The 24,925-nt window shown below is 69.7% G+C and carries 19 protein-coding genes and 1 tRNA gene; 3 read left to right on the top strand and 17 right to left on the bottom strand.

Annotated elements, in window-relative coordinates; genetic code table 11:
* Positions 1-95: 95 nt before the first annotated feature.
* Positions 96-2,729: a valine--tRNA ligase gene (locus ACFW1A_RS02860; RefSeq protein WP_380402994.1), complete on the top strand. Its 2,634-nt coding sequence runs from the start codon at positions 96-98 to the stop codon at positions 2,727-2,729.
* Between the two features lie 366 nt (positions 2,730-3,095).
* Here ACFW1A_RS02860 and ACFW1A_RS02865 read toward each other — a convergent pair whose 3' ends face one another.
* From ACFW1A_RS02865 to ACFW1A_RS02920, 12 genes are all read right to left on the bottom strand, one after another.
* Complete coding sequence (locus ACFW1A_RS02865) at positions 3,096-3,869, bottom strand: DUF6339 family protein (protein ID WP_380402997.1); 774 nt, start codon at positions 3,867-3,869, stop codon at positions 3,096-3,098.
* Entirely contained in the window at positions 3,866-4,729 is an 864-nt protein-coding gene (locus ACFW1A_RS02870) for a hypothetical protein (RefSeq protein ID WP_380403000.1), read from the bottom strand. The genes ACFW1A_RS02865 and ACFW1A_RS02870 overlap by 4 nt, the downstream gene beginning before the upstream one ends.
* A 59-nt stretch (positions 4,730-4,788) precedes the next feature.
* On the bottom strand, positions 4,789-6,753 hold the full coding sequence (locus ACFW1A_RS02875) for a hypothetical protein (protein WP_380403003.1): 1,965 nt from the start codon (positions 6,751-6,753) through the stop codon (positions 4,789-4,791).
* A complete protein-coding gene (locus tag ACFW1A_RS02880; protein WP_380403006.1) occupies positions 6,750-7,733 on the bottom strand; it encodes a PD-(D/E)XK motif protein in 984 nt (327 codons plus the stop codon). Before ACFW1A_RS02880 ends, ACFW1A_RS02875 begins: the two co-directional genes overlap by 4 nt.
* Before the next feature lie 47 nt (positions 7,734-7,780).
* Complete coding sequence (locus tag ACFW1A_RS02885; protein ID WP_380403009.1) at positions 7,781-10,423, bottom strand: Z1 domain-containing protein; 2,643 nt, start codon at positions 10,421-10,423, stop codon at positions 7,781-7,783.
* A 205-nt stretch (positions 10,424-10,628) separates the two neighbouring features.
* Complete coding sequence (locus ACFW1A_RS02890) at positions 10,629-11,765, bottom strand: DNA cytosine methyltransferase (RefSeq protein ID WP_380403012.1); 1,137 nt, start codon at positions 11,763-11,765, stop codon at positions 10,629-10,631.
* Positions 11,766-11,907: 142 nt separating this feature from the next.
* Complete coding sequence (locus tag ACFW1A_RS02895; RefSeq protein WP_380403015.1) at positions 11,908-12,387, bottom strand: very short patch repair endonuclease; 480 nt, start codon at positions 12,385-12,387, stop codon at positions 11,908-11,910.
* 113 nt (positions 12,388-12,500) lie between these two features.
* A complete protein-coding gene (locus ACFW1A_RS02900; RefSeq protein WP_380403018.1) occupies positions 12,501-14,450 on the bottom strand; it encodes a hypothetical protein in 1,950 nt (649 codons plus the stop codon).
* Between the two features lie 790 nt (positions 14,451-15,240).
* Positions 15,241-15,330: transfer RNA gene (locus ACFW1A_RS02905), tRNA-Ser, on the bottom strand.
* A gap of 77 nt (positions 15,331-15,407) precedes the next feature.
* Complete coding sequence (tadA, locus tag ACFW1A_RS02910; protein WP_380403021.1) at positions 15,408-15,923, bottom strand: tRNA adenosine(34) deaminase TadA; 516 nt, start codon at positions 15,921-15,923, stop codon at positions 15,408-15,410.
* Between the two features lie 34 nt (positions 15,924-15,957).
* Positions 15,958-16,524: a hypothetical protein gene (locus ACFW1A_RS02915; protein ID WP_380403024.1), complete on the bottom strand. Its 567-nt coding sequence runs from the start codon at positions 16,522-16,524 to the stop codon at positions 15,958-15,960.
* Between the two features lie 228 nt (positions 16,525-16,752).
* Complete coding sequence (locus tag ACFW1A_RS02920) at positions 16,753-16,950, bottom strand: hypothetical protein (RefSeq protein WP_380403027.1); 198 nt, start codon at positions 16,948-16,950, stop codon at positions 16,753-16,755.
* Positions 16,951-17,115: 165 nt separating this feature from the next.
* Here ACFW1A_RS02920 and upp point away from each other — a divergent pair, with 165 nt between their 5' ends.
* Entirely contained in the window at positions 17,116-17,751 is a 636-nt protein-coding gene (gene upp / locus ACFW1A_RS02925) for a uracil phosphoribosyltransferase (RefSeq protein ID WP_380403030.1), read from the top strand.
* A 117-nt stretch (positions 17,752-17,868) separates the two neighbouring features.
* On the opposite strand, the gene ACFW1A_RS02930 is transcribed toward upp, so the two are convergent.
* The 4 genes from ACFW1A_RS02930 to ACFW1A_RS02945 all read right to left on the bottom strand — a co-directional run bounded on the left by ACFW1A_RS02930 (position 17,869) and on the right by ACFW1A_RS02945 (position 21,327).
* Entirely contained in the window at positions 17,869-18,603 is a 735-nt protein-coding gene (locus ACFW1A_RS02930) for a LytR C-terminal domain-containing protein (RefSeq protein WP_380403033.1), read from the bottom strand.
* Between the two features lie 349 nt (positions 18,604-18,952).
* Positions 18,953-19,249 carry a type II toxin-antitoxin system VapB family antitoxin gene (locus ACFW1A_RS02935; RefSeq protein WP_101380881.1) on the bottom strand — a complete coding sequence of 99 codons (297 nt, stop codon included), beginning with the start codon at positions 19,247-19,249 and terminating at the stop codon, positions 18,953-18,955.
* Between the two features lie 83 nt (positions 19,250-19,332).
* Positions 19,333-20,499, bottom strand: a complete 1,167-nt coding sequence (locus ACFW1A_RS02940; RefSeq protein WP_380403036.1) for a hypothetical protein — start codon at positions 20,497-20,499, stop codon at positions 19,333-19,335.
* A 135-nt stretch (positions 20,500-20,634) separates the two neighbouring features.
* On the bottom strand, positions 20,635-21,327 hold the full coding sequence (locus ACFW1A_RS02945; RefSeq protein WP_380403039.1) for a rhomboid family intramembrane serine protease: 693 nt from the start codon (positions 21,325-21,327) through the stop codon (positions 20,635-20,637).
* A 127-nt stretch (positions 21,328-21,454) separates the two neighbouring features.
* On the opposite strand from ACFW1A_RS02945, the gene ACFW1A_RS02950 reads away from it, so the two are divergent.
* On the top strand, positions 21,455-24,208 hold the full coding sequence (locus tag ACFW1A_RS02950) for a GH92 family glycosyl hydrolase (RefSeq protein WP_380403042.1): 2,754 nt from the start codon (positions 21,455-21,457) through the stop codon (positions 24,206-24,208).
* Between the two features lie 72 nt (positions 24,209-24,280).
* On the opposite strand, the gene ACFW1A_RS02955 is transcribed toward ACFW1A_RS02950, so the two are convergent.
* Positions 24,281-24,898 carry an HhH-GPD-type base excision DNA repair protein gene (locus ACFW1A_RS02955; RefSeq protein ID WP_380403045.1) on the bottom strand — a complete coding sequence of 206 codons (618 nt, stop codon included), beginning with the start codon at positions 24,896-24,898 and terminating at the stop codon, positions 24,281-24,283.
* Between the last annotated feature and the right edge of the window lie 27 nt (positions 24,899-24,925).

Consider the following 24,925-nt stretch of genomic DNA (forward strand, 5'->3'; position numbering starts at 1 on the left):
GCACCTGCGAAGTGCGCGCCTGGTAGTGGTGAAAGCCAGTTCGCCCAGGGAAATTCGGACGATTGCCGAGACGGCTCAGGCCTAGACTTCCCGCCGTGACCGACAACACTCCGCAGAGCCCCTCCAGCGGGCCTACGCCTACCTACGAGCTGCCGACCCAGTACGCGCCGGCCGAGGTAGAGGGGGCGTTGTACGAGCGCTGGGTGGAACGCGGGTACTTCGAGGCTGACGCCAAGAGCGAGAAGCCGGCGTACACCGTCGTCATCCCCCCGCCGAACGTCACCGGATCCCTCCACCTGGGCCACGCCTTCGAGCACACGTTGATCGACGCGCTCACCCGGCGCAAGCGCATGCAGGGCTACGAAACGCTCTGGCAGCCCGGTATGGACCACGCCGGCATCGCCACCCAGAACGTCGTCGAGCGCGAGCTCGCCAAGGAGGGCAAGTCCCGCCACGACCTGGGCCGCGAGGCCTTCGTCGAGCGCGTCTGGCAGTGGAAGGCCGAGTCGGGCGGGCAGATCGCCAGTCAGATGCAGCGCCTCGGCGAGGGCCTCGCCTGGAGCCGGGACCGGTTCACCATGGACGAGGGCCTGTCCCGTGCCGTCCAGACCATCTTCAAGAAGCTCTACGACGACGAGCTGATCTATCGTGCCGAGCGCATCATCAACTGGTGCCCGCGCTGTCTCACGGCCATCTCCGACATTGAGGTTGACTACCAGGACGACGACGGAGAGCTCGTCTCCATGCAGTACGGCGATGGCGAGGACACGATCGTCGTCGCCACCACCCGCGCCGAGACGATGCTCGGCGACACCGCTGTCGCCGTCCACCCCGACGATGAGCGCTACGCCCACCTGATCGGGAAGCAGATCAAGCTGCCGCTGACCGACCGGAGCATCCCGGTGGTGGCCGACACGCACGTCGACCCGGAGTTCGGCACCGGCGCCGTCAAGGTGACCCCGGCGCACGATCCGAACGACTTCGCCATCGGTCAGCGCCACGACCTCGAATCCATCGAGGTCCTCGACGAACGCGGCATCATCACCGTCCACGGCCCGTTCCTGGGCCTGGACCGTTTCGAGGCGCGCTCCGCCATCGTCGCCGCTCTGCGCGCAGAGGGCCGGATCGTCGCCGAGAAGCGCCCGTACGTTCACTCCGTCGGCCACTGCTCGCGCTGCAGGACGACGTTGGAGCCCCGTCTGTCGATGCAGTGGTGGGTCAAGGTCGAGACCCTCGCGAAGGCCGCCGGCGACGCGGTTCGCGATGGTCGGGTCACCATCCACCCGGCCGACATGGCGCAGCGCTACTTCGATTGGGTCGACAATCTCAAGGACTGGTGCATCTCGCGCCAGCTGTGGTGGGGCCACCGCATCCCGGTCTGGCACGGCCCGAACGGTGAGCTGGTCTGCGTCGGCCCGGACGACGAGCCGCCCACGGGCGAGGGCTGGACCCAGGACACGGATGTCCTGGACACGTGGTTCTCGTCCGGCCTGTGGCCGTTCTCCACGCTGGGCTGGCCGGAGCAGACGCCGGACCTGGAGAGGTTCTACCCGAACTCCGTCCTGGTCACCGGCTACGACCTGATGTTCTTCTGGGTCGCCCGGATGATGATGTTCGGCCTGTACGCGATGGACGGCCGGCCTCCGTTCCGCACGATCGCGTTCCACGGCATGGTCCGCGACGAGTTCGGCAAGAAGATGTCGAAGTCGTTCGGAAACACGGTCAACCCGCTGGACTGGATGGACACGTACGGCTCCGACGCGCTGCGTTTCACGCTGGCCAAGGGCGCCAATCCGGGCATTGACGTCCCGATCGGTGAGGACTGGGTCCAGGCGTCCCGGAACTTCGCCAACAAGATCTGGAACGCGGCCCGCTTCGCGCTGATGAACGGCGCCACGGTCGAGGGTGAACTCCCGTCCGTCGAGAAGCTCTCAGCGTCCGACCGCTGGATCCTGTCGCGTCTCAACAAGGTCGTTGCCGCAGCAGACGCCTACTACGACGACTACCAGTTCGCCAAGCTCGCCGACGCACTCTTCCACTTTGCCTGGGACGAGGTCTTCGACTGGTACGTCGAGCTGTCCAAGACGGCGTTCATCGAGGGCGGCGAACAGGCCGAGGTCTCGGCACGCGTGCTCGGCGAGGTCCTCGACGTCACCCTGCGGTTGCTGCATCCGATCGTCCCGTTCCTCACGGACACGCTGTGGACCACGCTGACGGGCCGGGAGTCGGTCGTCGTCGCCGAGTGGCCGAAGGACTCCGGGTTCCGCGACGAGGCCGCGGAGCAGGAGATCGAGCTGGTCCAGCAGGTCGTCACCGAGGTCCGCCGCTTCCGCTCCGAGCAGGGCCTCCAGCCCGCCCAGAAGGTCCCGGCCCGCCTGGAGTTCGACGGCACCGCGTTGGCCCCGCACGATGCCGCCATGCGCCAACTGCTCCGTCTCCAGCCGGAGGGGGAGGACTTCGCTGCCACCGCCTCCCTGCCGGTCGCCGGCGTCACGGTTTCCCTCGACCTCTCGGGCACCATCGACGTGGCTGCCGAGCGTAGTCGTCTGGCGAAGGACCTGGCCGCGGCCGAGAAGGAGAAGGCTCAGGCCGAGGGCAAGCTCGGCAACGAGGCGTTCCTGGCGAAGGCCCCGGACAACGTGGTCGACAAGATCCGCACCCGCCTGGCAAAGGCAGGGGAGGATGTCGTGCGCATCCAGGCCCAACTCGACAAGCTGCCGCCGCGGTAGAGGCCGGAACTCGCCCGTAGGGGGCCCAGACCATACGGTCTGGGCCCTTTCGAGTTGTGGCCACGGGCGGCCGGCCCTACGGGATCCGGAGCGCCTCATAGGGGGCCTGGCGGAGGTCGAACCTCGCCATGTGCAGGAGGTCGTCGAGACGTGTCGGCTTCTGCTCCAGCACCTCGCGGGCGATCGAGTGATAACCGGCCTTTCCTCCCAGTGTTCAAGAGTAGATTCGCCCCAGGCCGCGCGAGTTTCGCCCCGCACGATGGCCGCCACACTCGCCCGTCGACAGGCAGACTTCGGGGCCGTCGTCTTCAGAACGACCAGCCCATGTCAGCCCTGGCACCCGAGATGATGGCACCCGTATCCACCTCAAGTCAGCGACATCCGCGCCTCGAGTCGGATCATGCGTGCCAGATGGTCGGTCTCGCTTTCCGAAAGCGAATCGACGTCGAGAAACGCCGTTAGGCGGAGGAGCCGAACGAGACTCTCCCGAAGGACAGCACGTGCTGTCGCGCCGCCGTCGCCGCTGCGTTCGGCGTCCCGGTGACCGCGTACTACCGCGCGGACAAGTGCCGGGGAAGCAGCGATGGATCCCCGTCTGGCCATGATCTGGTCCAGGTCCGCTTCTCCGAGTACCGACAGGAGGCTGTAGGGCTCGGGTGCCTCGGGCTCGTGCAGGACATGTGCTCGGGTCCAGAGTCTGGCCAATGCATGGCGGGTCAGGTCCAGGCCCTTGAAACGGTCTGCCAGGTACTGGCCGTCGTCGTTTGCCGGCCAGCGCCAGACGCAGATGTCGGGCAGAAGTACCAGCGCCAGGAAGGACCAAACCTGACGTTGCGCAGCCTCCCCGGGCACCATGAGGCTCTGCTCGTGAAGGATCCGCGCAGTCTGCTGGTCGAACGCGTTCCGTCGAGCGCTACCCGGAGGTTCGGGAAAGCCCTGCGCCTGAGCTGCCGCGAGGACAGCATGGCGGAGATCGTCGAGCTCGTCCCGGGTGACCCGTCGACCGCCGGTCGCCGCGTACACCGCGCGGGAAGAATGGCCGGCGACCATCTTCTTGTGCTCCCCGGGCCCGAGCCTGTGCAACTCCGCGAACAGTCTGTCGGACTCCCCGGGGAGCAGCCGTGGGTACAGAACACTCATCGAGATGCCTCTCGTGGAAAGCCGACACCCTTCTGGACATATGCACGGAATCGCGATGGATCCGCCTTGCGCTCGTCCCGGAGTCGCTTGATGGCAACAGCAGGGGTTTCAGTCGGGTTGGCGAGGTAGATGCGGACCAGGGATCTGATGAGTCCCGCCATCGTCAGGTCTCCCTCGGAGCCCGTCGCCTCCTGATCCTCGTCGAAGGCCTCGTCGTCCAGGGCGCGTCCTACGAGGTCGGTCACGATGTCGATGCCCAGGGTGTCCCACAACAGGGCCGTGGCTTCGTCATGGCCGGCTTCGAGAGCCTTTCGAACGGCAGGGTTGTCCGTGTTGAGGAGCACCAGCAGGCTCCCCATCGCTGCTTGCCGCCAGTCGCCGCCGTCCATGCTGACGTACCAGGCCGCGCCGGCCGGAAGGCCGGCTTCCGAGAACGACACAGGAGCAGTGGGCAGCAGACCCGCAGCGCCCTCGAGTGCGACTCTGGTCTGCTCGTGCCAGAGGATCGAACCGGCTCGGTGGGGAACGAAGGGGTGGTCCGTTCTGAGGTCTGCAGCGAGTTCGAGGAGGGTCTCGACAGTAAGGAGCCCGCCCAGGTCTCTGCCCGGTGCGGTCAACTCGACCACGGTGACATTCTGCGACGCATGTGTGGGCAAAGCAGCCTGGAAGGCCGAATGACGCAGCCGCGAGCTGGACGGCCAGTACCGGACGCACAGCCGTAGTGGGGCATCGTCCGGAAGGCCGCAGTCCTCGCGGATTCCTGCCAGGTCCAGATGGACGATGCGCGCCAGAGTGAGGTCGGTCGAGTAGTCCCAGGCTGGAAGGGCCGCCGGGAGCAACGGCCCGGTCTCCGCGTCCATCCGCCAGGCCTCGGCAACGACTCGGTCGATCGGCCGACGGTACGGCCATGCCTTCACACTCATTGCTGCCCCGTCACATTCAGTTCGAGAACGGCGTCCGGGACCGCAACAACAATGAGATCGACCTCCGCGAGGCCCTCGGAGTGATAGAGCACTTCGCCCGGGACGATCCGCCCGTCCGTGGTTCGCCAGCCGTACACAGTTGGCTGGACGGTACCGAGAGGGGCGGAGTGCTCAGTGCCGCCCTCGCCGGTAACGACCTTGACGTGCCCTTCGTTGCGGCCGGATCCGTGCAGTCTGACCCGCTGGACCAGAACCGGCTTCCCGTCGATGAATTCGAACCGGGGTGAGGAGACCAGTGTGGGCCTGCGAGTCGCGGACGTCCGAGGCTGCGGCTGGGCCGGCGCTGTTCGAGGGTCCGGGATACCCGCCGCGTTCCCCGGGTGAGTTCCGTCCCATGGTTGTCCGGCTGAAAATGGTTCTTGCTGCGTTCCGGAAGCCGGTGCTTCGGAGGGCCCGTGGTCCTGCTCGATCGATCTTCCCGGCATGGGAGCCAGGTCGGGGACAGCCGTGCCAGTTCCACCGGGGCCGGCCAGTAGGTGTCCCAACCTCTGGGCGACCGATCCGACACGGTAGTCGCCGACCTTGAACGCCCTCATTGCCGTGGCCCCGCTGATCGCATCGCAGCGCTCCTTCAGCCGTCGACCCAGTGTCCGCACGAAGGTCGCTTCCTGACCCTTCAGCTGTTGATAGGCCCAAGCGTCGTGGGTGGGGGGCTCCGATCGAGCGAAGACGGGATCGAGCTCGTCCGACACCTTGAAGACGCCTGCGTAGCCCACATGTGGGTTGGGACGTTCGGGACCTTCGTAGTACCTGGTCACGAGTTCCGGTCCACGGATCAGGCAGACATGATGGGGAGCGCCTTCGATACCGAGATCACGGGCAGCGGGTGATGTGACGGTCGCCGCGTAGGTGTACTCATAGGCGAAGTCCCCCAGTTCCTTCTGCGGCCGACCGCAACTGAGCACCTCCCCCCGGCCCATGGCCGCCTTGTGGTAGGCATCGGCGAAGAACGCGAGCGTCGGATCGGTTGAAGGGCTCGGTACCTCGATCTCGATCCCGTTGGCTGTGACGGAGACCTCCATACGGGTCTGCCTTCCCTCCAGCATGATCGGCCAGAGGTTCCAAGCGGCCGCATCAGCCAGGTAGGTGCCCGCATCGTTGATGTTCATCTGTGCTGCGGATTCGGTGTCCGGAAGCGTCGGGTCCGTCAGGTCGGGATCCACGATGACTACCGTGGTGCCCGTGTCCTCCGCACCGAACACGGGAAGACCGAGACGACGGGCGAGTCCGTCGGCCATCTCGTCGTGGAGGGGCTCGCAATGCTCGGGCCCCGGCTGTCCCCACCAGTGACGTCCCGTGTAGCTGGCTCCGTCATGCCAGAACGCCTTGCGAATCGCGCTTCCGATGAAACGGGACCGGAGCGTGCCGTCCTCGTCCCTGAACCGGGTGTGGACGAAGACGCATCCCGCTGCGGACGAGAGGAAGAAAGCTCCCTTTCCGTAGCCGAAGGTTCCCCCGGTGGTACCGGGCTGGTGATCGCCGTCCCTGTCACCACTGTTGAGGATGAAACGGAGCCATTCCCGTCGCGTGCTGTGGCCGGCGTCGGAGCGGGTCGGCCCGCCCAGCCCGCGGGTCCCACGATCGGAGACCGCGAGATACCGGATCGAGGACGCTTGCCCGAGCTTCCTGAATGCTCCGTCTGTGTCTCCTTCCGGGGGTATCCCGTCCGCGAAAAGGCGCCGCCACTCACCGATGTGTGCGGCACTGACGGTGCTGAGATCGAGGCGGAACCGCACGACCGGCTGGTCGTGGCACCTGGCGTCCCAGGAGTTCTGCGCGGCTTCCCGGACCAGAATCGTCAGGCGGGACAGCTGCGGTCTGCCCAACTGTCCCAAAAGTCCGTCGGCGGTGATGCCGCCGTCCGCGCGAAAGGGCTGGGAGTACCAGGTGTGTGTGTTCAAAGTTCGGATGCCAAACGGTCGAGGGCGGTCAGTCGGTCGGCTCGGGCGGGAACGTTGTCCAGGTCGACGAGGTACTCCATGCTGCTGACACCTGACGGCACGGCACCTTCTGCAAAGCTGGTCGGGATGATCCGGGGGAAGGTGTGGTCGACCTCGTACCACTGCTCGTCCGTCGACTCGAAGCGTGCCTCCGCGAAGACGGGTTCGAGGCTCGCGTTGATTCCCAGCGCACTCAGACGCTCGTCCAGTATGTCGAGGGTGCTCGCCCTGGCGCGGCAGGATTCGACGAGGTCGAGGACGGTTCTGCCCTCGTTTCCGGCGCGTGCGGCGACACGGAACCAGGCGAGGTGCAGGCTGCCGCCTGCCGGGGCCTCCAACTGGTCCACTCCGTGAATACGGACTGTCCGCCCGCCCGCGGTGGTGGACGCCTTGACCTCGATCGCATGATGGGCAGTGCGGAAGTCATGTGCACTGCCCGTAGGGCCGTGCCAGGTTCGAGCCGCTTCCGAGCTGACTGTCAGCAGCTCTTCCAGGACAGTGAGTTCGGCGAAGAGGCCGGCGAGGCGGGGCATCGTCCACCGGCCGCTCTGGCTGCCGAGCAGGAGACGCCAGGCGCTGAGCGTCCGAGCGATTCCGGCAGGCGCATCATCAGGTTCCACCGCCACCTGCGCGCAGAGATCTGCGACGAGCCCGGTGAAGACACCGGAGAGGTCCTGCCGCCGACACACCAGGTCCGCGAAACGGACCGGTAGATCGTCGACCAGCAGGACGCGACTGGTGAGGTGGACACCGACGCTTCGTCGGTCGTCGTCGACCCTCTGCAGGCGTGCGACCGGAACGAGCAGGTGTCGCCTGCCTTCGGCATCCCGCCCGAGGCGTACCAGTCCGTGTGGCGTGGCGATCTCGAGGGCGCCGGTCAACATCAGCTCCGAGGGTCTGCTGAGCGCCTCTTTGTCCAGCCGGGCCCACAGACGTTCCAACAGCTCCCGCCACCTGGCGGAGGCGGGAGGCACAGCCGACGATCCGGTCACGACCCCGCCTCGCCGTCGGCGTCGAGATCTTGGTCGAGCACGGACAGATCCTCCGTGTCCTCGTCGCCGGCCGAAGGAAAGACCTGACGGAGGTTGGCAGCGACGTAGTCGTACTCGACGAGAGCGTCTCCCCCGCTCGGGCGGGGAAAGATCAGGGCGGCGCCCCAGACGACCTCTCCCGGCGCGTCGAGCGGTGCCCGGCCCGGGACTTCTGTCTTCTCACCGTTCAGCGTGCGTACCGGGACCTCGGACTTGGCGTCGATCGGGTAGAGCAGAACCAGACCGCGTTCGGGCTGTTGGCGGACCCGCAGATCCTGGAGCTTGGTCCGGTTGAGCGACTTCTCATCCTCGGGGATCACGAGGTCGAGAGCCTCGTCCCGCGAACCGGTGAGCGTCTTGATGTCCGCCACGTCGTCGTGGGCGGTGGCCTTGAGCTGGGTACGGGTCACCCGGGCCACTGTGATGCCACCGGGAAGCGGGACCGCGGAGGAGTCCTTCTTGACGGAGCTACCGACAACACCGATGTTCCAGGTGGCAAGGGCGCCGTTCTCGTTGCGGCGGCGGATGTACTCCCGCATCAGGTCCGAGGACGCCTCGACCGACTTCGGGTGGAACTGGTACGAGCCGAGGAAGTCGACCACACGGGCCGCGGGCACCTCGCGCCACAGCGCGCGACCCGCTGGGACCGCTGGGTCCGACCGACCTTCCAGAGCCGCCGCATCGAGGAGCTCCGCGACCGCATCTGCATTGGTCTCGTGCCACTTCGAGGCGAGGTCGTCGGGCAGACGCGGGAAGTAGTGGCTCTCGACAAGCTGCTCGCCGTAGGAGGCAGCTGCGCGGACTGCGGAGCCCGCTTTGGAGGGGGCCGTTACGCGCATTTTCGGGTGGCACCGGATCCGAACGGCCAGTTCGAGAGGAGTCCTGTGCTCGGTGAGGTAACGGTCGATCTCCCGGCGCATCTCCTCCTCGACCGTGGCCAAATGCATGAACCACCGCCGGGTCTCCTCGGGCATGAAGATCCGGGGCAGGTCCTCGTAGCCGGGACGGTAGCCGAACCAGCGGCCCATCTGGAGGAGGGTGTCGTAGACGTTCGATGAGCGCACGAAGAAGCTGACCACAAGCCCTTCGAGGGTGAGCCCTCGCGAGAGAGTGTTGCCGCCGACAGCGATCACGTTCACCGGACCGGAGTCGTAGTCCAGCCGATCAGTGCTCCGATAGTGGTCCATGACAATCTTGGTCGTCCGGACCACGTTGGTCAGCTGCTCTGGCAGGTCGTCGAAGCCGATCACGGGATTCCCGAAGAGCGTGGGGGAGACCCGGCCGGACTCTTCCTCCCAGAGCCGGCGAAATTCGTCGATCAAGACGGGATCGCGGTCCGTGAGGCCCGCGGACACCGCCTCCTGCAGCTCGCGCAGCGGCGCCCCGTACGAGTCGTGGACCCGGGTGTCGGAGTGAGCGTGGACCAGCATTGAGGAGTGCTTCGCCTGCTGGCCCCGGGCGTGGCGCGCGGCTGTGCTCAACCAGAACCAGAGCGCTGCCCGGCGCAGCGACTTCGTGATCAGCGGTGCGAACCCGGCGGCGGCACTCTGCTTCTTCGGTCGCAGGTCGTCCAGTTCGTCGTCCGGGATGGTCCGGATCATGTCGAGTCCGCCGGGCACAACGGCGGGGTCCTCCCCGTCGAGGGGGTGGCGGCCGAAGAGAGTCTCGGGCCCCTGGTAGTCCGCGCCCCGCGGCAGGCTCAGGATGAAGTCGCGCGGGTAGAAGTCCTCGTGGTCGAGCGGGTCGGTCAGCAGGTTGGCGAACGGGGTGGCGGTGTAGCCGACGTAGCAGACCTTGGGCAGACGGGTGATCACATCCCTGATGAGGGGGTTGATCCTGCGCGTTGCCAGCGTCGCTTGGTCCGCCTCGTCGTCGATGATCAGAGTCGGACAGTTGCCCAGTTGCTCCTGTGCCTGCTCGAGCCAGTCGCGCAGCTTCCGCAGGACGAATGCGTTCTTCTTGACTACGAGCAGGAGAGTCTGGTCCTTCGAGGCCAGGAAGGACTGCGCGTTCGGCGGCGGCACGAAGTCGTGCTCGGTGCTGGTGATCTGATGCCACGACGGCTTGTTCTGGTTCACCACGTCTCGGATGAGCCGTGCCTGGGTCTGACGCCGGAGGGAGTTGTGGATGCCGGACAGGACGATGAACATGCGGTAGCCCCGGTCCGCAGCCTTGCAGACCACGCCGGTGAAGTTGCTCGTCTTGCCGGACTGCACGTGACCCACGACCAGACCGCGGGATCGGAACGTTGGCGTGGCGGGATGGTCGAGCATCGCGACCACCCGGGTGGAGGCCTCGTCGATCTTCGAAGTGGCCTCTGCACCCAGCGAGCGGCGCAGCAGACCCTCGAACGGAGGCCAGTTCTTGTCGTCGGGCCGAGGGCCTGTGTACCAGGGCAAGGCATTCTCGCGTCCGAGTGCCAGCGGTTCCCGCAGGCCGGCGATCCGGGCGGTCTCTGCGTCGTGCCGGCGGAGAAGCTCCTCGATCACCTCGTCCGGCACGAACAGGTCCCGGAGCTCCTGCGTCACCTCGTGCGGAAGAGCCGTGTCCACCCTGGCCTGGAAGACCCTCCAGGCCTTCTCGATGCGCGGATCTCCCACTGTCGCTCCTTGCAGTTCGGAGCCTGCACACGGAGAGATGCCGCGTGCACCGACTCGACGAGGACTGTTCGAAGCACACGATAGTGAGAATCAGTGACGGACTGGCGGAAGTTGCGCGAACCATCGGGGCGCACGACGCGGGACTGCCCATAGCGCCGGCGGTGATTCAGTGTCAGCTCCTGCTGGCTGCCGTGGTTGTGACGGCTCACTCGCCTGTGTCGGGCTCGACAGGGGCACCGTCGATCGCTGCGCAGTGCGGGAAGCTGAGCTGCGGCAGCAGAGCCAGGGCGGTGTCCCGCTGCTCGTTGTCGAGGCCGAGTGCAGCCGCGAGCACGTGGATTCCGAGGCGGGGCGGGATTGCATTGCCGATCTGCTGCGACACGGCCCTGCCCGACCAGGGGAAGGTCGCGGGGAAGGTCTGCAACCGGCCCGCCTCCTCCTCGGTGAGGCGGTCGAGCGGCGGGGGGAACGGTGTGCCGTACGGCATCACTACCTTGTTCCGGGAGACCTTCCCGGTCACCGTGAAGGCCGGCTCGTCCGAACGTCGCTGACCGCGGAGTTTGGGGTCGCCACCAGTGCCGTAGTTCGAGACGACGACGAACGGCCCGGTGCGGTTCAGGGCGTTGCCCATGGTCACCCAGCGGTCCAGCTTGGAGGGCTCGTTGCTGTCCTTGGTGCGCTTGTGATAGCGGCGGTGGGTGGCTTTCGGCAGTTCGACCTCGGCTCGAAGAGCCGACTCGGAGTCGCCGACATAACGGGCCACCAGAATCGCTCGACGACGGGTCTGCGGTACACCGAATTCCTCGGTGTGCAGGACGTCGCAGATCGCCGAGTAACCCTTGGTGATGAGAATGTCGCGAAACTCCTGCCAGACCGGCAGGACCGCCGGTACCTGCTCGAGCACGATCAGCTGGTAGGGGCGTTCGAGTTCCAGCGCCTGGAGAGCCCAGCGCAGGGGCTCGAGAACCAGGCCGGTGCGAGGATCCTTCTCCTTCGCGAGCTCGGTGATCACGGCCTCGATGTCCCCCTTGGCCATGCGCTTGGCCAGATCGAGGACTTGGTCCAAGGCGCGGCGTCCGGTGCCGTTGCCCGCAACGGTGTACGTCTGGCACGGAGGTCCGCCGGCGAGAACATTTGCTGTCGGGAAGCTCTTGGGGCCGTACTTCCGAACATCTCCCTGCTCGGTCAGCAGCCCGGCTGCCAGCCTTGTCGCGCAGGCATCGGAGTCCCACTCGATGCCGGTCACCGGGATCCCGAGTGCACGAGCAGCCACGTCCAGCCCACCTGGCCCGGCGAACAGGTCAATGATCTTGAGGTGGGCGGGTACCACGGACGTGTGCATGCTGGGATCCTAGCCGGCGGGCCGGAGAAACGTCCGGCTACGAGCCCGACCGCCATCCACGCGTGACGAGCGTTGGGCAAGCGGCCAGTTTACAGGGAGCGGCCGACAGCGGACTCCAACGAACGAAGTTCGCACGGGTCGCTCACTCCGGGCGCTCCTCATGTAGTGGGCGCGGGCGTATCGGCCTTTTCGGCGGAGTATTGGCGGCGACCGCCTCCCTCACCCGCTGCGCCACGGACTCAGGTGCTTCGTGTTCCCAGAACCTGAGTACCGTCCACCCATTGGCGGTCATGTGCGCAGTGGTCTCCAGGTCCCGGGCCATGTTGGCGTCCAGCTTGTCCCGCCACCACTGCGAATTGCTCTTCGGCTGTGTGGCGTGGACCGGGCAGCCGTGCCAGAAACAGCCGTCGATGAATACCGCGACACGGGCCCTTCGGAAGGTGATGTCGACGGTGCGCCGCGCCATTCCGGGTACCCGCTCGTTCAGGCGGTAGCGCAGGCCACTCCGGAACAGCAGGCCGCGAACCGCGAGCTCGGGCTTGGTGTCCCGCGATGCCTGCCGGCTCATGCGGTCCGAGACACCCGGGGAGGACGGAACGGGGGAGATCACCACATCTGCCATTGTCCTCCGCCGGGTCGGGGCGAGTGGCCGCACCGGTGTGCAGGATCGGTGTGCGCTCCGCCCACCCGGGTCGGACGGGTGGGCGGAGCGTCCGGAGTTCGTGCAGCGGTCTGCTAGGAGGCGGCGCGACTGCCGAACAGCCCGCCACCCTGGGTGAGCACTCGCTGTTCGACGTTGATCAGTCCGAGCAGCGCCGCCGACAGGGCTGCGGGCTCGAGCAGCGACTGGACATCGTCCTCGCTCATGACCACCGGGGTGCCCTCGTCCGAGCGCCCCACGAGCGTGCCGTTGAGGCGCTGGGCGTGGACCACGTGGGCCACGGCCTCCTCGCCGTAGACCCGTTCGACGAGCTCCCGCACCTTCGCCGGGTCGGCCTTGGGCCATACCTGGCCGGACCAGTACAGGAACTCCTGGACGAAGACGGGGTGCTTGGCGTTCAGGTGCACCACACCCCGGTACGTGATGTCGTCGACCGTCAGGGTCTCGTTCTTCACGTAGTAGGCGAGCTGCTTCGCCTCGTCCGTGTCGAACTGCTTCCAGCGGAATGCCGGGTAGCCGCCGCGCACGGTACCGGGCATGCCCGTGGCACTGCCACCAGCGGTGGGGATCAGAACCTGTCGGGGCGTCACGGAGCCGGTGCCCTGGCCCTTTGCCACCGTCCCGGTGCCCGTACGGGGGCTCCTGGCGGCGGGAACTCCCGCGCCGGTGCCGGCCGGATTCCCGAGGATGCGGCCGGCCGCGTTGCTCAGCACGCGGGAGGCCTTGAAGCGGGGGTTGAGCCGGTCGAGGATCCGCGAAAGGTTTTTGGCCATCGACGGGTCGCTCTGCGAGGCGGTCGCGGCCCGGGCTGCGTCCCGAGCCCTGACGAGTTCGTCGGGGAACTGTTGGAAGAACGCGTCTCCCCATTCCTCCCAGGGGAGCTCGCGCCCACCCTTCGAGAACAGGATGTGTCGCGACGCCTGAGTGAGCACGCCCCACTGAGTCGGGCGACTGTCGCTGTAGACGGGGGGTCGGACGATCAACCAGGTCCTGTGCATGATCTCGTCGGTGATGCCGAACTGGCGGTAGCGCGACTTCCCGCTGTCCGAGTGGTACGCCTCGCCCTGGTAGTCGACCACGACAGCGGGCCGTTGAATGATGTAGTCCGAGGTGCCACCGACTGCCGGATGCGGCTCGGGAACGTGGAACCAGTCGACACGGGTGCCGTGGGGGTCGACGACGACGGTGCCCCGAGCAGCAACCTCGGGAATGTAGTGGGTGAGCCCGTGGACTCGTCGGGGACGCCAGACCATCGAACGCCCGTCCGGGAGTTCGATGGTCCTGTCCTTGCTGTCACGGCGTTCATTGCTGCGCTTGGCGTACAGGTCGATGACGTTGGTCTCGATGGGACTGCCATCACGCTCGGGCACGATCAGCAAGCGACCGTTCATGTAGCGGATGAGGTCGTCCACCGTCTCCTTCCGTGACGGATCGCCCATCCAGGTGTCGCTCTTCGGATTGTCACCGAGGAGGACCATGATGGTTCCGGTCTTCATCCAGCTGGGACGGATCTGCCCCCAGTCGCAGCCATGCTCGTCATCGACGAACGGTGCCACTACGTCGGTCTGGCTGACGAAGTCTCCGTCCTCGTCTTCCGCCGCCCACTCCCTGAGGGCGTAGCTGCCGGTGTGGTCGCGGTGGATCCAGAGCATCGCGCCGTCGGGGGCAGTCTCCGTGTAGCTGATGACGACGACACCGTACGGATTCCACGGCAGGACCGAGGACTTGAAGCCCTGACCGAAGTTCTCGTCCATGCCGATCGGCTTCCCGCCGCCCCCGAAGGTGGTCAGGAAGTCGCGAAGGTCGTTCGGCTCCATGCCGTTGCCGTCGTCCATGATGGTCCGCCGCAGCACGCCCAGGTTCGCGGCGGCCTGCTCCTCGATCCCGAAGTGGATGGTGCGGGCGCCGCTCTCCTCGGAGTTCTTCCACGCCTCGCGGGCCCACTGGTACGGGCCGCCGGCTTCGTACGCCTGCCGGATCAGGTTGGCGGTGGCTGCTGTGGGTACGTGTACGTACCTTGGCATATGCAGTTCTCCCCTGTCCCCTAGAGCCGGAGCCCTAGAAGTGTCGGCAAGAGCAGATGCCCTTGCCGGGGGCCAAGTTACCTCATCCATCGAACAGTTCGAGGCCCATATTCGATCGGAACGGGTTGGGCGACGCAGGACGTGCAGCGACTCTCCTCGACGGCGGACGGACTGGGCGTCAGGCGCAGGGGCGGGACTGGTGGAGGGGGGTGGCTCGTGGAACTGCTGTCCGCGGGAGGGGACGGGCGTGCTTTTGGGCCGGCGGAGCTGGTGGGGGCGGTCGACGTTGAGACGCAGGACCAACTGCCGCGCCGGGCGGAGGTATTGGACGGAAAGGGAGTTGGAGTGGTGCTGCGCGGCGGTCCGGCCATCCCGGCCGGGCTGCTGGACAGGGGTCGGGCCGTTGCTCCGACGCTGTTCCAAATCTCCCCGTCGCAGGCGTGGAGATCACAGGCCGCGATGATGTGCAACGGGGTCATCTGCAGCCCTGGTCGTGTCCTGCCGATGGTCGAGTTGGGTAAGCGCGGTGGCAGCCTCGCGGCAGGCGCGCTATCAGCAGGGGCGCCTCAGCTGGTTCTCGACTTCGGCGATCGGGTACCCGCGGGCAACCGGATCCTTCTGTGTCGGTAGTCCCGGGCGCACCTCGGTGAGATCCTGGCGCACCGATCGGAACTGCACCCCTGGCCGGCGCTGCTCCCGTTCGTGGCGCCGTCATGAGAACGGCCTGCGGCGTCGCGAATGAGGAAGGGCGCCCCCGAAACATCGGGAGCGCCCTTCCTGGCTACTACTCTGGCGGTAGCGGTGGGATTCGAACCCACGGTGGAGTTGCCCCCACACACGCTTTCGAGGCGTGCTCCTTTGGCCGCTCGGACACGCTACCGAGAGAGACTCTACCCGACCGGGTGGGCGGGGACGAAATCCGTTCTCGTTGCCGGTCAGGGGGCGGGCCGGGGCCGGTCAGCGGTGGGGGGTGAAGAAGTCCAGCAGGGGGGCCGCGCAGTCGTTGGGCAGGACGGACGGGATGACCTCGGGGCGGTGGTTGAGCCTCGGGTCCCTCAGGGCGTCGAACAACGAGCCGGCGGCGCCGGTCTTGGGCTCGTGGGCGCCGTAGACGACGCGGTCGAGGCGGGACAGGACGATGGCGCCCGCGCACATGGTGCAGGGTTCGAGGGTGACGACCAGGGTGCAGCCGGCCAGGCGCCACTCGCCGACGGCGGTGGCGGCCCGGCGGATGGCGAGGACCTCGGCGTGGGCGGTGGGGTCGCCGGTGGCCTCGCGTTCGTTGTGGCCGCGGCCGATCACGGTGCCGTCCGGGGAGAGGACCAGGGCGCCCACCGGGACGTCTCCCGAGGGGAGGGCCGAGAGCCCCTCCGTGATCGCCTCGCGCATGGCCGGCTCCCAGCGGGTGCGCACCGGGTCCGGGCGGACCGGGGCCGGGAGCGGGGGGAGGGCGAGGGCGAGGCGGGGCTGCATCCCACCAGTGTGCGCGATGCAGCCCCGGCCGCCGCTAGCGCACCGCCTCCAGCACCTCGGCGCAGCCCAGTGCGTCGGCGATCTCGGCCAGGGCGTCGCCGGGCTCGGCGCCCTCGTCGGCCAGGGCGAGCAGGTCCTTGGCGGCCACGCCGAACTCGGTGAGCAGCTCGGCGTCGCCCAGCGGGCCGACCGGGACGCCGCCCGGGCCGGTGAGCGGGGCGTCCTCGTCCTCGTCGTCGGAGTCGGAGAGCTCGGCGTCCTCGCTCTCCTCCAGTTCGGTCACCAGGTTGTCGATGTCGTCGAACTCACTGTCGCCGGCGCGGCCGACGAGCTCCTCGGTGAGCACCACGTCTCCGTAGGAGCTGCGCGCGGCGGCCGCGGCGTCGGAGACGAAGATCCGCGGATCCTCCTCGCCGTCCACCCGGACGACGGCGAACCACGCGTCCTCCTGCTCGATGAACACCAGCACCGTGTCGTCGTCCTGTGCCGATTCGCGCGCCAGGTCGGCAAGATCGGCAAGGGTCTCGACGTTGTCCAACTCGGTCTCGCTCACATCCCACCCGTCCTCGGTGCGAGCAAGCACTGCAGCGAAGTACGCCACCAGGGACTCTCCCAAATGGTCTCGGCCGTAGGCGATCTCGGGCGAACGCGGTCTGGCCGCCCCCGCACCAGAGGCGGTCCGCTGTTCGGACCGTCCCTCCGGCATCGTGACAGATCGCCAGCCCTCTCGGGGAGTGTTCGACGCCGCGTCTTCGCAGGTCGTGTCGGATTCGGCGCGATGGTGGCCGGGATTGCACGGTTGGGCGGCGCGAGAGGCGCGGGGCGGGGGTCAGATGCGGAAGGTGCGCATGCGGAGTGCCTCGCGCATCCGACGCTCCTTGGTCTTGCGCGGCTGGACCCGGGCGCGGAGTTCGCGGGCCTCGGCCAGCTCGCGCAGGAACACCGCCCGACGGCGGCGGCGCTCCGCCTCGGTCTCCATCGGGGCGTCGGCCGGCTCGGCCGCGGGATCCTCCGGGGTCCTGTTCATACCGTCCGACTCTCCCAGAACTCGCCGGTAGATACCACAGGAGGGACGGAAGAAGGTTCATGACACAGGAGGGAGGGAGTGGTGAAGGGGAGGGGGAGATCGCAGCGCGCAGAGCGCGCACGCGGACGGTCGTGGGCGCTCCTGGACGCGGTTAAGGTCAGAAGCATGCGGATCCACGTCGTCGACCACCCCCTGGTGGCCCACAAGCTCTCCACGCTGCGCGATGAGCGCACCGATTCCCCGACCTTCCGTCGCCTGACCGACGAGCTGGTCACGCTGCTGGCCTACGAGGCCACCCGGGACGTGCGGACCGACGAGGTCGAGATCACCACCCCGGTCGCGGTCACCACCGGAGTGCGGCTCAGCTACCCGCGCCCGCTGGTGGTGCCGATCCTGCGCGCGGGGCTGGGCATGCTGGACGGCATGACCCGGCTGCTGCCCACCGCCGAGGTCGGCTTCCTCGGCATGGTGCGCAACGAGCAGACCCTGGAGGCGTCCACCTACGCCACCCGGATGCCCGACGACCTGTCGGGCCGCCAGGTGTACGTGCTGGACCCGATGCTGGCCACCGGCGGCACCCTGGTCGCCGCGATCAAGCTGCTGATCGAGCGCGGCGCGACCGACGTGACGGCCGTGGTGCTGCTGGCCGCGCCGGAGGGCGTGGCGGTGATGGAGAAGGAGCTGGCCGGGCTGCCGGTCACCGTGGTGACCGCCGCGCTGGACCAGCGGCTGAACGAGCACGGCTACATCGTCCCGGGCCTGGGCGACGCGGGCGACCGCCTGTACGGGACGGCCGGGTAGCCGGGCGGGGAAGCACAGCAAGAACGGCAGGAACGGGAAGGGCCCCTCGGTGACGAGGGGCCCTTTCTGACGTGCGGTCGGGTCCGTGCGGTTGGTCCGTGCGGTCGGGTCGGCGGCTCAGCAGCTGCCGGGGACCGGCGACGGGGTGGGGGAGGGCTTGAGGGCCTCGGCCAGCGCGGAGGCCGCGGCGGTCGGGTCCAGCAGGGCGGTGTAGCCGTCGCCGATCACGAAGTCCACGCTGCCGTCGGTGCGCTGGTCGGCCATCGTGCTGGCGCCGGCCACCTGGGCGCCGAGCAGCGCCGCGCCGCCGGCGCCGGACTGGCCGGCCACCAGGACCGCGCTGCCGGGCACCTTCTTCTGCAGCGCGGACGGCGCGTTGCCGACCTTGCCGACGGTGAAGCCGCGCTTCTTCAGCTCGTCCGCGGTGTTCTTGGCCAGGCCCGCCTTGTCGGTGGAGTTCAGCACGTTCACCGTGACGGTCTGCGGCTGCGGGGCGGCGGTGACGCCCGGCAGCGGACTGCCCAGGGCGCTGGGGGCGGCGGACGCGCCGGCGCCGGCCGGGGCGGAGCCGGAGGCCGGGGCACCGGGGGAGGGCGCGGCCAGCGGCTTGCCCGCGGCGGCCGGGTGGCCGGACGGGTGGGCGGAGGCGCAGGCCTGTGCGGCGCCGTGCTTGGCCTTGCCGGTGAAGATGTCCACGACCTGTACGCCACCCAGGGCGATCAGTGCCAGGGCGAGCAGCGAGCCCACCACCATCAGCACCCGGCGGCCGCGCCTGGGCGGCGGGCCGAGGCGCGGGTAGCTGGTGCCGGTGATCCGGAACTGCTTCCCCTTCAACCCTTGGGGAGTCAACATGCTCACAGTCTGTCTCCCCTTGGTCGAAGGACAGCCGTTGGCGGCGATGGTGGGCGCGTCGGGCGAGGTCGGCGGATGCGGGCACCACGAGTCGGATCGGGGAGCCCGCAGTGTGCTCAGACCGTGGTCAGCAGCCTAGTCCCGTTCGTGGGATGAAGGTAATAAATGATCATCAATTGGCGCAGCCGGGCACTCGAAAGGGTGTACTGGCGATCGCCGGACAGCCCCGTCCGGGTGACGCGGCACCCGTCAGGGCGTGTCGCAGGGGAGTGGCGGCCCGTGCCGGGGCAGGCGTCAGCCACGGGTGGGAACGCGTGACGGGGGATCAGCCGACGGGTCGGCCGAACGGTCAGTCGAGTTCCAGCACCCGGGCGTGCAGCACCTGGCGCTGCTGCAGCGCGGCGCGCACGGCGCGGTGCAGCCCGTCCTCCAGGTAGAGGTCGCCGTGCCACTTGACCACGTGGGCGAACAGGTCGCCGTAGAACGTGGAGTCCTCGGCGAGCAGGGTCTCCAGGTCCAACTGGCCCTTGGTGGTGACCAACTGGTCGAGTCGCACCGGGCGAGGGGCGACGTCCGCCCACTGGCGGGTGCTGGTCCGGCCGTGATCCGGGTACGGCCGCCCGTTGCCGATGCGCTTGAAGATCACACGGAAAGCCTACCGTTTGCGCGGCGGTCACCGCAGCAGGCCGGCCCCGCCACACCGTGCGGGAGCCGCCGGGTCCGTCGCGCTCACCCCCGCAGAGCTGCGCCGATCCGGTCCAGCGAGGAGAGCCGCATCAGTCCGTAGTTGTAGAACTCGACCTCCGGCACGCCGAGCCCGCGCAGCACCGCGATCTTCTCGGCCAGGTTGGCCGGCCCGTCGCAGTCCTGCGCCATCGGCCGCAGGATCACCGCGAGCTCGGCCGGGCGGACCCCGTGCAGCCCGAAGGCGGCGACCTTCTCGCGCACGGCGTCGGCGGTCCTGGCGTAGCCGAGGGTCTCGATGCCCACCCCGGCCTTGGTCAGGGCGGGCAGGTCGATGCCGGAGAGCCAGCCGGTACCGGGACCGCCGGCGTCCATGAAGCTCAGCCGCATCCCGTGCTGCCCGGCCCGCTCGGCCAGCTCGGCGGCGAGCGAGGTGACGGTGGCACAGCTCGCCTCCAGGTAGGCGGCCAGCTCGCCGTCGGCCAGCCGGTCCAGCGCGCCGGGCTCGGCGGCGGCGTCCTCCTCGGCCAGCCGGCGGCGCAGCTCGGCGGCCACCTCCTCGCGCACCCGCTCGGCGGCCACGCCGCGGGCGGTGGCGGCGGCGGTGCAGTGCGGGCAGAAGCAGATGCCGAGCAGTGCCTCGGCGAACGGGCCGAGCTCCTCGAAGTAGCGCTCGTGGTGGTAGCCGTGCCGCAGGCCGTGGAAGTGCAGCGACTCGGCGCGGATCGCGTCCACGCCGTACCGGGCCAGCTCGTCCACCAGGGTCAGCGCGTAGCGGCGCACCTCGGGGTGGGCGGGGCACAGCTCGGTGAGCAGGCGGTCGCCGAAGGCGTTGGCGGGGGCGCAGTCCGGGTGCTCGAAGCCGAGCCGGTCGTTGTGGCAGAAGACGGTCCAGGCGTGCAGCTTCAGGCCGCGCCGGCGGGTCTGCTCGGCGGCCTCGGCGAACGGGTCGCGGTCGCCGATGGCGCGGGCCGGCGGCGGGGCGAGCCGCTGCCCGGCCCAGCGGGCCGGGTCGGGGCGGAAGTACGCCGCGCCCGGCTCCAGGTAGCGGACCACCCGGGTCGGGTGGTGCGGGAAGACGTCGCGCGCCTCGTGGTAGACGGCGGCCAGCGTGACGCCGCCGACGCCGGCCCGGTCGGTGAGCCGGCCGAAGAAGGTGTCCGCACCCTCGTCGATCAGGTCGGTGGCGAAGGCGAGGACGGACGACTGCACGGGGCGCTCCGGGGCGAGGGGACGGCGGCTCGGCCCACGCTATCCGGGGTCCGGAAAATGGTCTAGACCTAAACGGGCGTGTCGCGGGGCGCGGAGCCGGTCCGCGCCGGTCCGTGCCGGTCCGCGCCGATCCGCTCAGAGGCCCAGGTCGTCGAGCTCCTTCAGCAGGGCGGAGCGCTCGGAGGGGGCGCCCTTGGCGGCACCGGCCGGTGCCGCGGTGGCGGTGGACCCGCCGGGGTGCCGGTCGCGCAGCAGCCAGGCGCCGAGGCAGCCGCCGGCCAGGCCGCCGAGGTGGTCCAGCCAGCTCACCCCGCCCGGGGCGCCCGGCAGCGCGCCGAAGACCAGGTAGGCGAAGCTGGCCGCCATCACCAGGCCGATCAGGGTGTCGATCAGGTGCCGGTCGAAGATCCCGCGCAGCACCACGTAGGCGAAGAGGCCGAAGAGCAGGCCGCTGGCGCCGACCGTCACGCTGTTCGGGCTCTGGAAGATCCACACGGCCAGTCCGCTACTGACCGACAGCAGCACGGTCAGCAGCAGGAACCGCGCCACGCCACGGTAGGCGGCCAGGAAGGCGAAGACGAAGAGCGGGCCGGAGTTGGCCTCCAGGTGGGCCCAGCCGAAGTGCAGCAGCGGGGCGGTGAAGAACTTCGGCAGCGAGGCGAGCTCGTGCGGGCGGATGCCGTACTGCACGGAGAGCGCGCCGCCGTCCGACCAGTTGCCCAGCTGCACCGCCCAGACCAGCGCGAGCAGCCCGAACACCACGAAGAACGCCGTGCGGGCCTCCGCGATCATCGTCGCCTCGGCGCCGCGGCTCTCGGTCTCGGCCATGTCCGTTCCCCTCCCGGTGGTGTCCCGCCGATGGTAGAGGCCGGGACCGACCCCCGGGTACGCCTTCCGGGCGACTGACGGTCTGTCGCGCAGCGGTGCGTATCCGCACCGGCCGGACGATGGTCGCATGAGAGTCCGTCAGATCATCGCACTGGGCGCTGCCCTGCTGCTCGGCCCGGTCGCCGCCGCCCCCGCCCTCGCGGCCCACCGGGCCGCGGCCCGCTTGCACCGGACGACCGTGGAGGACCCGGCCCGGTACGTCGACACGTTCACCGGCACCCGGCAGACCGCCGTGGACTACGGCAACGGCGGCGGCGCGGGGAACACCTTCCCGGGCGCCACCGCCCCGTTCGGCATGCTCCAGTGGAGCCCGGACACCGTGGTCTACCAGCACGGCGGCTACTCCTACGACGACCGGCGGATCCGCGGCTTCAGCCTGACCCACATCTCCGGCGCGGGCTGCGGCGACTACGGCACCACACCGTTCCTGCCGCTGCTGGGCGACCGGCCGGTGGGCGCGGAGTCGTTCTCGCACGCGCAGGAGAGCGCGGCCCCGGGCAGCTACGCCGTCACCTTCGACAACGGGCTGCGCACCGAGCTGGCCGCGACCGCGCGCTCGGGGATCGCGCGGTTCAGCTACCCGGCCGGGCAGACCGCCTCGCTGCTGGTGGACGCCGGGCGGGCGTTCAACGACGCCAGCGGCTCGATCACGATCGGCACCGACACCCTGTCCGGGTACACCGACAGCGGCGGCTTCTGCGGGACCGGCAACCGGTACCGGGTGTACTTCACGGCGGTCTTCGACCACCCGTTCAGCACCGCGGGCATCGTGCAGGGCGACCGGGTCGACACCGGCCGGCGCACCGCCGGCGGGCACAGCCCGGGCATCGCCCCGCAGCCGGCCCGCACGGCGGCCGCGCAGCAGGCGGCCGGGAACCGGATGCGGCCGGTGCACCCCGAGGCGCCCGCGGCCGGATCCGGTGCGCAGGCGATGGTCTCCTTCGAGCCCGGCGCCACCGTGACGGTCCGGCTCGGCCTCTCCTTCACCAGCGCCGCGGGCGCGGCGGCCAACCTGGCCGCCGAGCAGGGCGACCCGTCGGGCGGCCTGGACCGGGTCCGCGACGCGAGCCGGGCCGCCTGGAACGAGCTGCTCGGCCGGATCGCGGTGGCCGGCGGCACCGAGCCGGACCGCCGGCTGCTCTACACCGCGCTCTACCACTCGCTGCTGCACCCCAGCGCGCTCAGCGACACCGACGGCAGCTACCCCGGGATGGACGGCACGGTGCACCGCACCGCGGCGGGCCGGGTCCAGTACGCCGACTTCTCCGGCTGGGACGTGTACCGCTCGCAGGTCCAGCTGGTCGCCCTGCTCGACCCCGCCCGGGCCTCGGACATCGCGCAGTCGCTGCTCGAGCAGGGCGTCCAGGCCGGCTACTTCGACCGCTGGACGCTGGCCGCCGGCGGCACCGGCGTGATGGTCGGCGATCCGCTGCCGGTGATCGCCGCGAGCGTCCACGCCTTCGGCGCGACCGACTTCGACGCCGCCGAGCTGCTGCGCCGCGCGCTGGCCGGCCGCGCGGACGGCCGCGAGCGGCCCGGGCACCAGGCCTACGACACCTTGGGCTACCTGCCGGTCGGCACCCCGGGCGAGTGGGGCCCGGCGGCCGGCACGCTGGAGTACACCAGCGCGGACTTCGCGCTCGCCCAGCTGGCCGGACGGCTCGGCGACGGCGCCGACCACGAGGCGCTGCTGCGCGCCTCGGCCAACTGGCGCAACCTCTTCAACCCGGTCGGCCGCTACCTGCAGCCGCGCGACGCCGACCACGGCTGGCCCGCCTTCGACCCGGCCTCCGGCGACCACTACACCGAGGGCAACGGCGCCCAGTACACCTGGATGGTCCCGTACAACCACCGCGGCCTGTTCGACGCGATGGGCGGCGACGGGGCGGTGGTGCCGCGGCTGGACGCCTTCTTCCAGCAGCTCAACGCCGGCCCGGAGCGGCCGTACGCGTACCTGGGCAACGAGCCCTCGCTCAACACCCCCTGGGCCTACGACTACGCGGGCCGCCCGGACCGCACCGCGGACGTCGTGCGCACCGCGCTGACCACGCTGTTCAGCGCCGAGCCCGACGGCGAGGCGGGCAACGACGACCTGGGCGAGATGAGCTCCTGGGCGGTCTGGGCGGCGCTCGGCCTGTACCCGCAGGCGCCGGGCCGGGCCGAACTGGTGCTGGCCAGCCCGCTCTTCCCGCAGACCACGATCACCCGGGGCACCGGCGTCAGCATCGACATCAGCGCGCCCGCGGCGAGCCGGGCGGCCCGCTACGTGCACGGGTTGCGGGTCGACGGGCGGCCGAGCACCCGGCCGTGGCTGGGCGAGGAGCTGGTGGCCCGGGGCGGCACGCTGGACTACGACCTCGCGGCGGTGCCCGACCCGGTGTGGGGCCACGACCCGGCCGACGCGCCGCCCTCCTTCGACGTGGGCCCCGCCGCCCCGCCGACCGGGCCGATCACCGGTGCGGCCGCCAAGTGCCTGGACGCGGGCGGGGCCGGGGACGGCGGCACCCCGGTGCGGCTGCGGACCTGCGACGGTTCCGACGCGCAGCACTGGACCCTGGCCGGCGACGGCACCGTCCGGGCGCTGGGCCGCTGCCTGGACGCGCTGCAGGACGGCACCGCCGACGGCACCCAGGTCCAGGTGTCCGGCTGCGACGGCACCGGCGCCCAGCAGTGGTGGCCGCGCCCCAACGGCTCGCTGTACCACCCCGCCGCCGGCCGCTGCCTGGACCTGCCGAGCAGCCGCAGCGCGGACGGCACCCTGCTGCAGCTCTACGACTGCAACGGCACCGGCGCCCAGCGCTGGCGGGTCCCGACCGGCTGAGCCGGCCGGCCGCCGGACCCGCCGCGCCGCGCGGCTGGTCCGGCGGTCACGTCCTCCGCTTGGGTCCGGCGGTCACGTCCTCCGCCTGGGTGCCGTGGTATTCCTGACCGCGGCGGTCTTCTTCGCCGCAGCCTTGGCCTGCTGCTTGTACGCGCGGACCTCGGCCAGCGACTCGGGGCCGGTGATGTCGGCGACCGAGCGGTGGCAGCCGTCCTCCCCGTACGCGCCGGCGGCCGCGCGCCAGCCCTCCGGCCGCACCCCGAACTGCTTGCCCAGCAGCGCCAGGAAGATCTGCGACTTCTGCACCCCGAAGCCGGGCAGCGCGGTCAGCCGGTCCAGCAGTTCGGCCCCGCTGCCCACCCCGCGCCAGACCGCCTCGGCGTCCCCGCCGTAGTGCTCCATCAGGAACTGGCAGAGCAGTTGCACCCGCTTGGCCATCGCCCCCGGGTACCGGTGCACCGCCGGCTTCTCGGACAGCAGCGCGCCGAACGCCTCCGGCTCGTAGCCGGCGATCGCCGCCGCGTCCAGCTCCTCGCCGCCCATCCGCCGGGCGATCACCAGCGGACCGCTGAACGCCTTCTCCATCGGCACTTGCTGGTCGAGGAGCATGCCGAGCAGCGCCGCCAACGGACTGCGCCCGAGCAGCGCGTCCGCCTCGGGCTCCTGGGCCAGGTGCAGGGTGACTGACATGGCTCCCATGATGACGGAGCGTCAGCC

It is taken from the genome of Kitasatospora sp. NPDC058965 (genome assembly GCF_042741245.1).
Lineage (GTDB): Bacteria > Actinomycetota > Actinomycetes > Streptomycetales > Streptomycetaceae > Kitasatospora.

Coding starts and splice junctions, on each gene's coding strand:
- ACFW1A_RS02865 (WP_380402997.1), bottom strand. CDS start 3,869: ATGAGTGTTCTGTACCCACGGCTGCTCCCCGGGGAGTCCGACAGACTG.
- ACFW1A_RS02870 (WP_380403000.1), bottom strand. CDS start 4,729: ATGGACGCGGAGACCGGGCCGTTGCTCCCGGCGGCCCTTCCAGCCTGG.
- ACFW1A_RS02890 (WP_380403012.1), bottom strand. CDS start 11,765: ATGCACACGTCCGTGGTACCCGCCCACCTCAAGATCATTGACCTGTTC.
- ACFW1A_RS02895 (WP_380403015.1), bottom strand. CDS start 12,387: ATGGCAGATGTGGTGATCTCCCCCGTTCCGTCCTCCCCGGGTGTCTCG.
- ACFW1A_RS02900 (WP_380403018.1), bottom strand. CDS start 14,450: ATGCCAAGGTACGTACACGTACCCACAGCAGCCACCGCCAACCTGATC.
- tadA (WP_380403021.1), bottom strand. CDS start 15,923: ATGCAGCCCCGCCTCGCCCTCGCCCTCCCCCCGCTCCCGGCCCCGGTC.
- ACFW1A_RS02920 (WP_380403027.1), bottom strand. CDS start 16,950: ATGAACAGGACCCCGGAGGATCCCGCGGCCGAGCCGGCCGACGCCCCG.
- upp (WP_380403030.1), top strand. CDS start 17,116: ATGCGGATCCACGTCGTCGACCACCCCCTGGTGGCCCACAAGCTCTCC.
- ACFW1A_RS02930 (WP_380403033.1), bottom strand. CDS start 18,603: ATGTTGACTCCCCAAGGGTTGAAGGGGAAGCAGTTCCGGATCACCGGC.
- ACFW1A_RS02945 (WP_380403039.1), bottom strand. CDS start 21,327: ATGGCCGAGACCGAGAGCCGCGGCGCCGAGGCGACGATGATCGCGGAG.
- ACFW1A_RS02950 (WP_380403042.1), top strand. CDS start 21,455: ATGAGAGTCCGTCAGATCATCGCACTGGGCGCTGCCCTGCTGCTCGGC.
- ACFW1A_RS02955 (WP_380403045.1), bottom strand. CDS start 24,898: ATGTCAGTCACCCTGCACCTGGCCCAGGAGCCCGAGGCGGACGCGCTG.